Here is a 13,640-nt window from a genome sequence, read left to right as displayed (position 1 = left end):
GAGTAATCAGGGTGATTTAGTGACTGTTAGCGTCGATGACGTCACGGATACGTGCTTTATACGTCTCCAGCTTTTGCGGCGTCATCATACGACGCTCATCGTCAAGTACCACGCCACCCACATCATCAGCGATTCGCTGTGCGGATTGCAGCATCAGCTTAAAGTTTTGATGAGCATCACCATAAGACGGCACCATCATAAAGATGGACACGCCGGGGGTAGAGAATTCAGACATATTTTCTGGGTTAAACGACCCCGGCTTCACCATATTCGCCAGGCTGAACAGCACCGGGCCGCTGCCTGCCGGATTCAGGTGACGATGGAAGATATTCATCTCACCAAACTGGAACCCTGCCTGCAATACGCCCTGCAACAGCGCTTCACCGTTGATGCTACCGCCGGCGTGAGCCGAAACGTGGAGCACCAGGACGGTCTCTTTCTGTTTAGGCTGCGACTGGGGTTCAGGCGTTTTCTGAGCCGGCTCGGCTGGTGCTGGCGCAGTCTCTGCGGCAGCAGGAGCCGCTATATGGCTGGTTTCCGGCTGATCCGGCTTATGCGTTTCGGGGCGCGCACGAGAGGCGTGCGGCGGCTCACCACTGAACAGCGGGTCCTCACCTGACGGCTCTTCGACCTTCGGCTCTGGGCGTTCCGGCACGGGCTGCGCTTTACCGTGACGCGGCGGCGTGTCTCCGGGATCCAATTCCCCCAGGGAAGGCTCCGGCGCTTCGGCGGAGGCGCGGTGCGTACGCACTTCCCCCACGCCTTCTTCGTCATCCTCGAAAGCTTCTTCTCTGTTCTGTTTTAAACGCTTGTGCGGGCGATCGCGAAAAACGGATGAGCGCTCTTTACGGCTGGTCCACAGGCCGTGCAGTAAAAGCGCTATTATGGCGATCGCGCCAACAACGATTAATATCAGACGCAAATCCTGCATCATTGTATTCTCTGTTGTTCCAGTACCTTGCCACCGCGGCAAACTTTATCCTCTAACTGTATTTGCCAGAGTACACAAGTGCAAGTCCGGGCAGTATTTTCTCACAAATATCCCGCTTTGAGGGTGCTTATTTGCTGTTTTTTCATTCACTCGACCTCTGGTGAGCAGAAAAAGGTGGGTTATGATAGCCACAATCTTGCCGAATTAAGGAGAAATGCACTTCATGTCACAACACAATGCTGACTCGTCGCCTGGCGGCTTACACTATTTCAGCGCTGGCTGGAAGCTGATCCGCCTGCCGGGCATTCGCCGTTTTGTCATTATGCCGCTGTTGGTCAATATTATCCTGATGGGGGGCGCCTTTATCTGGCTGTTCCAACGTCTGGGACACTGGATACCTGAACTGATGGAGATGGTGCCAGGTTGGCTACAGTGGCTAAGCTATCTGCTGTGGCCGCTGCTGGTACTGTCAATCATCCTGGTCTTCAGCTACTTTTTCTCCACTATTGCTAACTGGATTGCCGCTCCTTTCTGTGGGCTACTGGCTGAACAGCTTGAGGGAAGATTGACGGGTAACCCACTGCCCGATAGCGGCTGGAGTGGACTGGTGAAGGATCTGCCGCGCATCCTGAAGCGCGAATGGCAGAAGCTGGCTTACTATCTTCCTCGCGCGCTGGGGCTGCTGGTACTCTATTTTCTACCGGGCTTTGGCCAGACCGTCGCCCCGGTCCTGTGGTTCCTGTTCAGCGCCTGGATGATGGCAATCCAGTACTGTGACTATCCGTTTGACAATCACAAAGTGAGCTTTCGCCAGATGCGCTCCGCTATGGGGCAGAACAAAACCATGAGTATGCAGTTCGGCGCTTTGGTTAGCCTGTTCACCATGATCCCCCTCCTCAATCTTGTGATCATGCCGGTGGCGGTATGCGGAGCCACCGCCATGTGGGTAGACCGTTACCGTTCCGAGCTGCGCCTGACATCCCCGTCCAGAGCGTTGTGATGATCAACTCACCCAACGCATTTGCCTGCTACGGATGAGCATTTCGGGGGGTGTAAAAGCCGCCCGGATTGCCATTTCACCCGCCTTATGCCATTTAGGCTGGGCTTATTTCTGCTAAACATATCTATATACGATTTCTTCACTTCACGGGCTGATTGAACAAGGTATGCTCTATGCGTTCCCAATATTTCATACAGTTAAGGACGGGCTATGAGTAAGATATATGAAGACAACTCTTTAACAATCGGTCATACGCCGCTGGTTCGACTGAACCGCATCGGTAATGGACGCATTCTGGCAAAAGTTGAGTCGCGTAATCCTAGCTTCAGCGTCAAATGCCGTATCGGTGCCAATATGATTTGGGATGCAGAAAAACGCGGAATTCTGAAGCCGGGAATTGAACTGGTTGAACCCACCAGCGGCAACACCGGCATTGCTCTTGCCTACGTTGCGGCAGCGCGTGGCTATAAACTCACGTTAACGATGCCGGAAACCATGAGCGTAGAGCGCCGTAAACTGCTCAAAGCGCTGGGCGCGAATCTGGTGCTGACCGAAGGCGCTAAGGGCATGAAGGGCGCCATCAGCAAAGCGGAAGAGATCGTCGCCGGCGATCCGGATAAATTCGTTCTACTGCAACAGTTCAGTAATCCGGCAAACCCAGAAATTCATGAAAAGACCACCGGTCCGGAAATCTGGGAAGATACCGACGGCGAAGTGGACGTATTTATTGCTGGCGTGGGCACTGGGGGCACGTTGACCGGGGTTACGCGCTATCTGAAAAATACCAAAGGGAAAAAAGATCTTATTTCGGTTGCGGTAGAACCAACCGATTCACCGGTCATTGCCCAGGCGTTAGCAGGGGACGAGATCAAACCCGGCCCCCATAAAATTCAGGGGATAGGTGCAGGCTTTATCCCCGGCAATCTTGAGCTCAATCTGATCGATCGCGTTATCGCTATCAGTAATGAAGAAGCGATCTCAACCGCACGGCGCCTGATGGAAGAAGAAGGTATTCTGGCCGGTATCTCCTCAGGCGCAGCCGTTGCCGCCGCGTTGAAGTTGCAGGAAGATAGCGCGTTTGCAGAAAAAAATATCGTGGTCGTACTCCCCTCGTCCGGCGAGCGCTACCTTTCCACCGCACTGTTTGCCGATTTGTTTACCGAGAAAGAGTTACAGCCGTAGACGTGGACAGGCAAAATTGTCTATAAAAGCACCCATCAGGGTGCTTTTTTGTGGAGTGCGTCAAACTTTTACTACCTGGAAGATTGATTTTACCCTCGATGGTCTGGTATTTAAGCTGGCAATTATTTCGATCCGAAAAATTAATCGGTCACAAATTAGAGCTGGCTGAATCGATTTACTTATTTGGCGCAGCAAGACAAATGACGGCATAATGAGAAGTGGATGAGTGAGACGAAGATCCAGAATTTTCTCTTAACTTTTACTCCATCTTACCAGCGCATTTTCTGGCACGTTTTTGTACTATGCCAGTGCGACTCACTACAGGTTAAAGCCCGCCATTTGGCCAGGCTTTAAATCCACAACACCAAACTTAATTTAGTTGGGGAAACATAATGTTCCAGCAAGAAGTCACCATTACTGCACCAAACGGCCTGCACACTCGTCCGGCAGCTCAGTTCGTTAAGGAAGCTAAAGCCTTTACTTCAGATATCACCGTAACCTCCAACGGCAAGTCTGCCAGCGCAAAGAGCCTGTTCAAATTACAGACTCTGGGCCTGACGCAAGGCACAGTAGTGACCCTGTCAGCAGAAGGCGAAGACGAGCAGAAGGCCGTCGAGCATCTGGTCAAACTGATGGCAGAGCTTGAGTAATCAGTTCGCTATCCAGCGCAGTAAATTCGGACCGAATAATACAACATTGATTGATCGCGGACAGACCGCCCGCAACGTTGCTTTGGTAAAATGGCCAAAACGTAACGCATCGGTTTGCATCATTCGTCCGACTCGCTGAGTGGAATTACCGCAGAGGTTATCTGGGTATCCTTCCTCAGACGATAATCAGAAAGAGAAAAGGTAGGGTTATGATTTCAGGCATTTTAGCATCACCGGGTATCGCTTTCGGCAAGGCGCTTTTGCTGAAAGAAGATGAGATTGTTATTAACCGGAAAAAGATTTCTGCCGACCAGGTCGACCAGGAAGTTCAGCGTTTTCTTGAAGGTCGTCAAAAGGCTGCCGAGCAGCTTGCCGCGATCAAAATCAAAGCCGGTGAAACCTTCGGCGAAGAGAAAGAAGCGATCTTCGAGGGGCATATCATGCTGCTGGAAGATGAAGAACTTGAGCAGGAAATCATTGCTCTGATAAAAGACGAGCACGCCACCGCCGACGCCGCTGCCTTTTCTGTTATTGATGGCCAGGCGAAAGCACTGGAAGAGCTGGATGATGAGTATCTGAAAGAGCGTGCTGCCGACGTACGTGATATCGGTAAACGCCTGCTGCAAAATATTCTCGGTCTGCATATCGTCGATCTCAGCGCCATCAACGAAGAGGTTCTGCTGATCGCTAAAGATCTGACTCCGTCAGAAACGGCCCAGCTGAACCTGAAAAAAGTATTAGGCTTTATCACCGATATTGGTGGCCGTACGTCGCACACCTCCATTATGGCGCGCTCGCTGGAGCTGCCGGCTATTGTCGGCACGGGTGACGTGACCAGCCAGGTGAAAAACGATGATTTTCTTATCCTTGATGGTGTAAACAACCAGGTTTACGTCAATCCAACGCCAGAAAAAATAGAAGAGTTAAAAGCCGTTGCACATCAGTACACCAGCGAAAAAAACGAGTTGGCGAAACTGAAAGATCTGCCGGCCATCACTCTCGACGGCCATCAGGTTGAAGTCTGTGCCAACATCGGTACCGTGCGTGACGTGGCGGGAGCAGAACGCAACGGCGCTGAAGGCGTAGGTTTGTACCGTACCGAATTCCTGTTTATGGATCGTGAATCTCTGCCAAGCGAAGATGAACAGTTCCAGGCTTATAAAGCCGTTGCGGAAGCGGTAGGCGCTCAGGCCGTCATCGTACGTACTATGGACATCGGCGGTGATAAAGACCTGCCGTATATGAACCTGCCGAAAGAGGACAACCCGTTCCTCGGCTGGCGCGCGATACGTATTGCGATGGATCGTACTGAAATCCTGCACGCACAGCTACGTGCTATTCTTCGCGCTTCTGCCTTTGGCAAACTGCGTATCATGTTCCCGATGGTGATCTCCGTTGAGGAAGTTCGCTTCCTGAAAGCTGAACTCGACACCCTTAAGGCCCAGCTGCGCGCCGAAGGTAAAGCTTTCGACGAGCAGATAGAAGTCGGTATCATGGTGGAAACCCCTGCTTCTGCAGTCATTGCCCATCATCTGGCGAAAGAAGTCGACTTCTTTAGTATTGGGACAAACGACCTGACGCAGTATACTCTGGCGGTAGATCGCGGTAACGACCTGATTGCGCATCTTTATAATCCTATGTCTCCTTCTGTGCTGACGCTGATCAAGCAGGTTATTGATGCTTCTCACGCTGAAGGTAAGTGGACCGGCATGTGTGGTGAGCTGGCAGGTGACGAACGTGCTACACTACTGTTATTAGGAATGGGGCTGGACGAATTCAGCATGAGTGCCATTTCTATCCCACGCATCAAGAAAATTATTCGTAACACCAATTTTGAAGATGCGAAGGCGTTAGCAGAGCAAGCTCTGGCTCAGCCAACGGCGGATGAGTTGATGAACCTGGTGAATAAGTTCATCGAAGAAAAAACACTCTGCTGAAACTGAGAGACGCTGGCACAACATTACTGCTTAGGAGAAGAACATGGGTTTGTTTTCAAAACTATTTGGCGATAAGTCAGATTCTGCATCGGGTGCTATTGAAATCGTAGCACCGCTATCGGGCGAAATCGTTAATATCGAAGACGTACCGGATGTGGTTTTTGCGGAGAAAATTGTTGGCGATGGTATCGCGATCAAACCTACAGGCAATAAAATGGTTGCGCCAGTTGATGGCACCATCGGAAAAATTTTCGAAACCAACCATGCGTTTTCCATTGAGTCTGACAACGGCATCGAGCTGTTTGTCCACTTCGGGATTGATACGGTTGAGCTGAAAGGTGAAGGCTTTAAGCGTATCGCCGAAGAAGGGCAGAAAGTGAAGAAAGGCGACGTGGTGATCGAATTTGATCTTGCGTTGCTGGAAGAAAAAGCGAAATCAACGCTGACGCCGGTCGTGATCTCCAATATGGACGAGATCAAAGAGCTGGTTAAGTTGACGGGCAGCGTGGTTGTGGGTGAGACCCCGGTTATTCGTATCAAAAAATAATCGCGTCCCATCATGAAAAAAGCCCCTTTATTACAGGGGCTTTTTTTTAATTTCGTTTATCCCCTGTGACCGGCATTATCAGAATGCGGTCTGTGAATGTAAAAAAATTCATTTACCCTTTGCCACAAAACGAGCTTTGATCTGACCGGTTACATCTTCCAGTGCGGCAGACGGATAGTCAGCTCCAGACCGCCATCGCGCGCATTCACCGCGCCGACCTCCCCGCCGTGAGCGCTCACCACCTTACGCACGATGGACAGCCCCAGCCCGTAGCCTTTGCCTGACAGCGGCGAATTAACGCGCACAAACGGGTCAAAAATGCTGGAAAGCTTGTCGGGATCCACTCCCGGACCACGATCGCGCACGCTGATTGCCAGCCAGCCGTCTTCCTGTCGCAGGTTAATCAGCACCTGCTGGCCCCCGGATGAGAAACGCAGCGCGTTACGCACCACGTTTTCAAGCGCGGAACGGATCAGGTTGGCATCTCCTTTCACGGTGTAATCATGATGGGTATCGGCTTCAAGCAGGATCTCAACTCCCGGTATTTGCGCCTCGTAGCGCGCATCGTTAGCCACCGCTTCCAGCAGTCCCAGCAGATCGAGATACTGTTCATCGGGCAGATCCTTATGCTCCGCCCGCGACAGGGTAAGCAGCTCGCCGATCATCTTATCCAGACGCCGCGCCTCTTCATCGATCCTGTCGAGTGAGGCGTAAACGGAGTCGGGCGTCTGCCGCGCTAACCCGGTAGCCAGCTGCAGGCGTGCCAGCGGCGATCGCAGTTCGTGAGAAACGTCGTGCAGCAGCTCTTCACGTGCGCTGACCAGTACCGAAAGCCGCTCTACCATCGCATCAAAATCCCGCGCTACCGCCGACAGCTCGTCATAACGGCGGCGCATTTGCGGAAACAGGCGCACGGAGAGATCGCCTTTTGAGACACGAGCAAAGCCCGCCCGCAGCTGGCGCATTGGACGCGTCAGGTTCCAGGCAAGAAACAGGCTGAATAACAGTCCGCAGATGCCGCCGGCAATAAACAGCGGCTGCGGCATATTGAGAATGCTGTGCGGCCGACGATCCATCCCGCTGTTTGCACGCATGCCGGCCACGTTATAACTGAGCTGATAGTGATGTCCGTCTGCCCCACTGACCGATTCGACAATCTGCTCCGGGAATTCTCCGGGAGGAAGGGCCCGATCCCGCTCACCCGGCAACGTCTCATCCAAGGGAAAACTATCGGTTCGCCGCACCGAAAAAAACTGCCGATCATCCGAAGGCCAGTCGGCCAGCATAGTATTCAGCGCGTCCGGGCCACCGCGCCGCAGCACGGATACGGCAGAGGTCATTTGCAGATTAATAATCCGCCTGGTGGCAAGATTTTCAGGCGGTTCGTGGTGTTTACCGTACAGGCTAAAACCCAGCCACAGGAGTTGCGTAATGGCAATAAATGTTAGCCAGAAGCCCAGCAGGATTTTCCAGAATAGAACACCACGGAAACCGGATTTCATCGGATACGGTAGCCGATACTGCGTACCGTTTCGATATTAATAGCATCATGCGTTAATGCCGACAGCTTCTGGCGAATGTTACTGATATGCACGTCCACGCTGCGATCGTAAGCCTCACGCGGGCGGCCCAGCCCCTTTTCCGAAAGTTCATCCTTCGATACCACACGTTCAGCGGAGCGCAGCAGAAGATCGAGCAAATTAAACTCCGAGGCGGTGAGATCAAAAGGCGTATTCTGCCATTTGCTGATGCGCGTAGCCGGGTTTAACGTCAGGTCACCCCATATCGCCTCATCGGTGTGCTTTACAGAAGCCGGCGGCTCTTCAACACGCCGGAGCACGGCACGCAGGCGCGCAACCAGTTCACGCGGATAGCAGGGTTTTGGCATATAATCATCCGCCCCCATTTCCAGTCCAATCACGCGATCGATGTTATCTCCCTTTGCCGTTAGCATGATCACCGGCAGGCGGCCGTGCTGTCGCACCTGCCGCAAGACATCAATACCACTCATATCGGGCAGCATGATATCGAGGATCATCGCGTTGTAGTCCCCGGAAAGCGCCCCCTCCACCCCGGCTTTACCGGTTAACACCAATGATGCATCAAAACCTTCGGCAATCAGGTACTCGCTGAGCATGGTGCCCAGCTCAAGGTCGTCATCGACCAGTAAAATTTTCATACGCGATCTCTCAATAATATGGACGCTATTTTCACCCGTTAATGGGCAACGCGCAGCACCTTTTACCCAATCCTTACAGTATGACAATAGCGAGCCACTCGTCTGCTATCGATCGAAAAATGGTGAAATCATGCGCTTTGAGCGGGTGGAAACGGCCGTTAGTTTCGGATGCAAAAGAGGCGATCAGTACACGCCGGTCGACAGATAGCGGTCACCGCGATCGCAGATAATTGCCACTATCACGCTGGTGGGGTGAGCGCGGGCGATGCGCAACGCCCCGGCAACGGCACCGCCAGAGCTGACGCCACAGAATATCCCCTCCTTCCTCGCCAGCAGACGCATGGTCTCTTCTGCTTCTCGTTGCGACATATCCAACAGGCGGTCAACCAGTTCGGGCCGGTAAATGCCCGGAACGTAGGCTGCGGGCCAGCGGCGGATGCCGGGAATACTGCTGCCTTCGGACGGCTGTAGCCCGACGATTTCCACTCCCTGGTTTTGCTGTTTGAGAAAACGACCCACGCCGGTTATGGTGCCGGTGGTGCCCATGCTTGAGACAAAATGCGTCAAACGCCCCGCCGTCTGCTGCCAGATTTCTGGCCCGGTAGTGAGAAAATGCCCCAGCGGGTTATCGGGATTATTAAACTGGTCCAGTACCTTTCCCTCACCGCGTGCGGCCATCTCCAACGCTAAATCGCGCGCGCCCTCCATTCCCTGCTCGCGGCTGACGAGGATCAACTCCGCGCCGTAGGCGCGCATCGCCGCCTGACGCTCGACGCTCATACTTTCCGGCATCAACAGCTTAAGCACATAGCCTTTCATTGCGGCGATCATCGCCAAAGCAATACCCGTGTTGCCGCTGGTGGCCTCGATCAGGACATCACCAGGATGGATATCACCCCGCGCTTCCGCCTGCTGGATCATGGACAGCGCCGCGCGATCCTTTACCGAACCGGCAGGATTGTTGCCTTCCAGCTTTAGCCAGATCTCACTGCCATTATCCGGCGTCAGCCGCTGTAGCTGGATTAAGGGTGTATTGCCAATCGTATTTTCGAGTGTGATCACGTCAGGCTTCCCAGCATGAGATAAAAGGGGCTGGAATTCACCAGCCCCTTGAGGAAATAAGTGTCAGCAAAGGAAAATATCAGGCGCTTTCAGCAAAGGCAACCGGTCGTAACAGGCTATTGCCGTGATAAAGGCGCGCATTTTGCAGGCCAACGAACAGGCGTTCGCCGCGCTGCGGGGCAGCATGTCCGCCTTCCAACACCACGGTAAGCGGCTCGGCGCTCCACCCGGCGGGCTCCAGAACCAGCTGCCAGTAGTGCCCGCGTGGACTCACCTCCAGTATTTGGGCAGGCAAAGGGGTTTCCAGGCTACTCTGACGGCTGACGTCGACTTCCCACGGACGCAGAAACAGCTCCACTTTTCCCTGATGCGCCGGGGTGTATGCCAGCGGCCAGTGGTGCGCGCCAACGTGGAACTGGGAACCATGCACTTCGCCGTCGAAACGGTTCACCTCCCCAAGAAACTCCAGCACGAAGCGGGTTGCAGGATCGCGCCACACTTCGTCCGGCGTGCCGACCTGTTCAATATTGCCCTGGCTCATCACCACCACGCGATCCGCGACTTCCATCGCCTCTTCCTGGTCATGGGTGACAAACACGCTGGTGAATTTCAGCTCTTCATGCAGCTGGCGCAGCCAGCGGCGCAGCTCTTTGCGCACCTGCGCATCCAGCGCGCCAAAAGGCTCATCCAGCAACAGAATTTGTGGCTCTACCGCCAACGCACGCGCCAGAGCCACGCGCTGCTTCTGTCCACCGGAAAGCTGGGCAGGAAAACGCCCGGCCAGGTGCCCCAGCTGCACCATATCCAGCAGACGGGTCACTTTCTGCTTAATCTCAGCCGCAGACGGCCGCTCGCGGCGCGGCAATACTTTCAGACCAAAGGCAATATTGTCGAATACCGTCATATGGCGAAACAGCGCGTAATGCTGAAAGACAAACCCTACCTGGCGGTCACGGGCGTGTACCCGACTGACGTCTTTTCCATGGAAGCTCAAACGACCGCTGTTCTGGTTTTCCAGCCCGGCGATAATGCGCAGCAGCGTGGTTTTACCCGAGCCGGATGGACCCAATAATGCCATCATTTGCCCGGAGGGAATATCCAGCGAGATATCGTTCAGGACCTTCGTCCGGCCAAAGGATTTATTGATGTTGCCGATCTCAATGCTCATGGTGTTCCTCCCGTTGCAAACGCTGTTGCTGGCTTTCTAAGCGCCACTGTAATGCGCTTTTCAGAAACAGCGTCACTATCGCCATCAGGGTTAACAGGGCCGCGGCGGTAAACGCGCCAACGCTGTTGTAATCCTGATGCAGTAATTCAACCTGTAATGGCAGCGTATAGGTTTCGCCGCGTATTGCCCCCGACACCACTGAAACCGCACCAAACTCACCGATGGCGCGTGCGTTGGTCAACACGACACCGTAAAGCAGCGCCCAGCGGATATTCGGCAGAGTCACGCGCCAGAACATTTTCCAGCCGGAAGCCCCCAGCAGCACCGCGGCCTCATCTTCGTGACTGCCCTGGCTTAGCATTACCGGGACCAGTTCGCGCACCACAAACGGGCAGGTGACAAAAATCGTCACCAGCGCCATACCCTGCCACGAAAACATCAGCTGGATACTGTGAGCATCCAGCCAGCCGCCAACCGGGCCATTCACCCCCCAGAACAACAGATACATCAGGCCCGCCACGACCGGCGACACGGCAAAGGGGATGTCGAAGAGCGTCAGCAGCAGCTGGCGTCCAGGAAAGGTAAAACGCGTGACCAGCCAGGCCAGCAGGGTGCCAAACACCAGGTTTACCGGCACCGCGATCAGGGCTATCAGTAGCGTAAGCCAGATGGAATGCAGCATATCCGCATCGCGCAAATTGCTGAGCGTTGCCATTAGCCCTTCGGAAAAAGCAGTGGCGAATATCGCCACCAGCGGCACGACCAGCAGCAGCAGGGATATCACGGCTCCGGTGCCTATCAGCGCCCATTTTCCCCACTGGACGGGCGCATGACCCGCGTCTTTAACATTGCTCAATTCAGCCATTATTGCCCCCCAATGCGACGACCAAAGCGACTTTGCAAGGTGTTAATGGCAAACAGCAGCAGCAGAGAAGCCGCGAGGATCACGGAAGCAATGGCGCTGGCCGCCGGATAATCGAACTCCTGCAAACGGACAAAAATCATCAGCGAGGTCACTTCGGTTTTCCACGCGATATTACCCGCGATAAAAATGACCGCGCCAAACTCGCCCAGACTGCGGGTGAAAGAAAGCGCCGTTCCTGCCAGCAAGGCCGGGCCAACTTCCGGCAGCACAACGCGGCGGAAGCTCTGCCATGGCGTTGCGCCGAGCGTTTCAGCGGCCTCTTCATACTCTGGCCCCAGCTCTTCCAGTACCGGCTGCACGGTGCGCACCACAAAAGGAATGCTGGTAAATGCCATCGCCACGGCAATACCGAGCCAGGTGTAGGACACCTTAATATCAAACTGTGCCAGCCACTGCCCGTACCAGCCGTTGACGGAAAACAGGCCGGCCAGCGTCAGCCCGGCTACCGCCGTTGGCAGCGCAAATGGCAGGTCCATCAGACCGTCAAGCAGTGCGCGCCCCGGGAAGCGATAGCGCGTCAAGATCCACGCCATCAGCATGCCAAACAGCGCGTTAAAAATAGATGCGACTCCGGCGGCAATCAGCGTCACTTTATACGCAGCCATCACCTGCGGGTTGGTGATCACCTCCCAGTACTGGGCCAGCGTCATCTGCGAAAGCTGCATCAGCAGGGCGCTGATCGGCAGCAGCAGGATCAGACAGGTGAAAAACAGGCTGCTGCCCAGGCTGATGCCAAATCCAGGCAGTACGCGTTTACTCCGTGTTGCCAACATTAATCACGCCCCGCCGATAAAAGCTTGTCAAGTTCGCCACCGCTGGCGAAATGCGTTTTCATAACCCTCTCCCAGCTGCCAAATTCCTGCTCAACCCTGAACAGTTCGGTGTGCGGGAAACGATTTTTTTGCTGCGCCATCAGCTGCGGATTATCCACTCGGTAATAGAAGCGCGTGATAATATGTTGGGCGGATGGCGTATAAAGATACTTAAGATAGGCTTTGGCAGCCTCTTCGCTGTGGTTTTGTTCAATATTTTTGTCAATCCAGGCCACCGGAAACTGTGCCAGGATATTGGTTGGCGGCACGATCACCTGATAGCCATCCTGTGAATAGCGGTCGCGAAGGGTATTCACCTCGGACTCAAAGCTGATCAGCACATCACCCAGGCCACGATCAACGAATGTGGTGGTTGCTCCACGGCCGCCGGTATCAAACACCACTACGTTTTTCAGCAGCTGCGTCATGAACTTTTCCGTTTTCGCCTTATCATTGCCATCGGCACGATCGGCAGCGCCCCAGGCCGCCAGCCAGGTATAGCGCCCGTTACCGGAAGTTTTTGGATTAGGGAAAACCAGCTTCACATCGCTACGCACCAGATCGTGCCAGTCGTGGATGTTTTTAGGATTTCCTTTACGCACCAGGAAAGCCATCGTTGAATAAAATGGCGAGCTGCCGTTCGGCAGGCGTTGCTGCCAGTCGGCCGGGATCAGCTTGCCCCTGTCATGCAGGATTTGCACATCGGTTAGCTGGTTATAGGTGACAACATCCGCTTTCAGCCCCTGCAAAATCGCCAGCGCCTGCCTGGACGAACCGGCATGAGACTGTTTGATCGTCAGCGTATCTCCGGGGTGTTCCTGCGCCCACTGCTTTTCAAATGGGGTATTCAGGGCCACAAACAGCTCGCGCGAAACGTCATAGGAGCTGTTTAGCAGCTCTGTTGCCTGAGCACTCATACCCAGCAGCAGCGACAGTACGCTGGCAGAGACGGCTTTTTTGATCGTCGGTAACGTCATTATGTACCCTGAATATGAACCGGCTGGGCGGAAAAAGTGTATTAAGTTTATTGATAACCAGCGGTAAAGACGTAGCGGTTTTATATACCGTTTGGTGCTTTGCAATGATAAAACGCTATAAGCCTGTGGGATGGGTTATGTCGTAGGTGGGATAACGCGTTGAGGAGAAAACGAAAAATGGCACGTACCGCAAACGGCCTTCCCCCGGCATAAGGTCTGGCGTTATCGCACGCCAGCCAGATCTCATACCGGGGAAATCGGGGGTGAACA

General features: G+C 54.0%; 13 protein-coding genes. 5 read left to right on the top strand and 8 right to left on the bottom strand.

The features are described 5' to 3' along the window. Positions 1–16: 16 nt before the first annotated feature. Positions 17–934, bottom strand: coding sequence for a cell division protein ZipA (gene zipA / locus ETA_RS06560; protein ID WP_042958742.1), 918 nt, complete (start codon positions 932–934; stop codon positions 17–19). A 220-nt stretch (positions 935–1,154) separates the two neighbouring features. On the opposite strand from zipA, the gene cysZ reads away from it, so the two are divergent. The 5 genes from cysZ (at position 1,155) to crr (ending at position 6,247) form a co-directional block, all read left to right on the top strand. Beyond that, positions 1,155–1,931 carry a sulfate transporter CysZ gene (gene cysZ / locus ETA_RS06555; RefSeq protein WP_042958739.1) on the top strand — a complete coding sequence of 259 codons (777 nt, stop codon included), beginning with the start codon at positions 1,155–1,157 and terminating at the stop codon, positions 1,929–1,931. A gap of 210 nt (positions 1,932–2,141) precedes the next feature. After that, a complete protein-coding gene (gene cysK / locus ETA_RS06550) occupies positions 2,142–3,113 on the top strand; it encodes a cysteine synthase A (protein WP_012440846.1) in 972 nt (323 codons plus the stop codon). A 392-nt stretch (positions 3,114–3,505) separates the two neighbouring features. Next, positions 3,506–3,763 carry a phosphocarrier protein Hpr gene (ptsH, locus tag ETA_RS06545; RefSeq protein WP_012440845.1) on the top strand — a complete coding sequence of 86 codons (258 nt, stop codon included), beginning with the start codon at positions 3,506–3,508 and terminating at the stop codon, positions 3,761–3,763. 209 nt (positions 3,764–3,972) lie between these two features. Continuing rightward, a complete protein-coding gene (ptsI, locus tag ETA_RS06540; protein WP_012440844.1) occupies positions 3,973–5,700 on the top strand; it encodes a phosphoenolpyruvate-protein phosphotransferase PtsI in 1,728 nt (575 codons plus the stop codon). 43 nt (positions 5,701–5,743) lie between these two features. Next, complete coding sequence (gene crr, locus ETA_RS06535; protein WP_012440843.1) at positions 5,744–6,247, top strand: PTS glucose transporter subunit IIA; 504 nt, start codon at positions 5,744–5,746, stop codon at positions 6,245–6,247. A 149-nt stretch (positions 6,248–6,396) separates the two neighbouring features. Here crr and ETA_RS06530 read toward each other — a convergent pair whose 3' ends face one another. The 7 genes from ETA_RS06530 to ETA_RS06500 form a co-directional block, all read right to left on the bottom strand. After that, positions 6,397–7,749 (bottom strand): ATP-binding protein, encoded by a 1,353-nt coding sequence (locus ETA_RS06530; RefSeq protein WP_012440842.1) that lies wholly within the window; start codon positions 7,747–7,749, stop codon positions 6,397–6,399. Then, positions 7,746–8,426: a response regulator transcription factor gene (locus ETA_RS06525; RefSeq protein WP_012440841.1), complete on the bottom strand. Its 681-nt coding sequence runs from the start codon at positions 8,424–8,426 to the stop codon at positions 7,746–7,748. The genes ETA_RS06530 and ETA_RS06525 overlap by 4 nt, the downstream gene beginning before the upstream one ends. Positions 8,427–8,609: 183 nt before the next feature. Next, on the bottom strand, positions 8,610–9,488 hold the full coding sequence (gene cysM / locus ETA_RS06520; RefSeq protein WP_012440840.1) for a cysteine synthase CysM: 879 nt from the start codon (positions 9,486–9,488) through the stop codon (positions 8,610–8,612). A 79-nt stretch (positions 9,489–9,567) separates the two neighbouring features. Beyond that, positions 9,568–10,656, bottom strand: coding sequence for a sulfate/thiosulfate ABC transporter ATP-binding protein CysA (cysA, locus tag ETA_RS06515; RefSeq protein ID WP_012440839.1), 1,089 nt, complete (start codon positions 10,654–10,656; stop codon positions 9,568–9,570). Continuing rightward, the gene (gene cysW, locus ETA_RS06510) at positions 10,646–11,521 is read right to left on the bottom strand and encodes a sulfate/thiosulfate ABC transporter permease CysW (protein WP_012440838.1); all 876 of its coding nucleotides are present in this window, start codon (positions 11,519–11,521) and stop codon (positions 10,646–10,648) included. The genes cysA and cysW overlap by 11 nt, the downstream gene beginning before the upstream one ends. Then, positions 11,521–12,354, bottom strand: coding sequence for a sulfate/thiosulfate ABC transporter permease CysT (gene cysT / locus ETA_RS06505; RefSeq protein ID WP_012440837.1), 834 nt, complete (start codon positions 12,352–12,354; stop codon positions 11,521–11,523). The genes cysW and cysT overlap by 1 nt, the downstream gene beginning before the upstream one ends. After that, positions 12,354–13,370, bottom strand: a complete 1,017-nt coding sequence (locus tag ETA_RS06500; protein WP_012440836.1) for a sulfate ABC transporter substrate-binding protein — start codon at positions 13,368–13,370, stop codon at positions 12,354–12,356. Before ETA_RS06500 ends, cysT begins: the two co-directional genes overlap by 1 nt. Positions 13,371–13,640: the final 270 nt, after the last annotated feature.

The sequence above is a fragment of the Erwinia tasmaniensis Et1/99 genome (genome assembly GCF_000026185.1).
In the GTDB taxonomy this organism is placed as follows: domain Bacteria; phylum Pseudomonadota; class Gammaproteobacteria; order Enterobacterales; family Enterobacteriaceae; genus Erwinia; species Erwinia tasmaniensis.
Note: the sequence above shows the minus strand (reverse complement) of the source record. Positions and strands in the feature narration are given on the sequence as shown.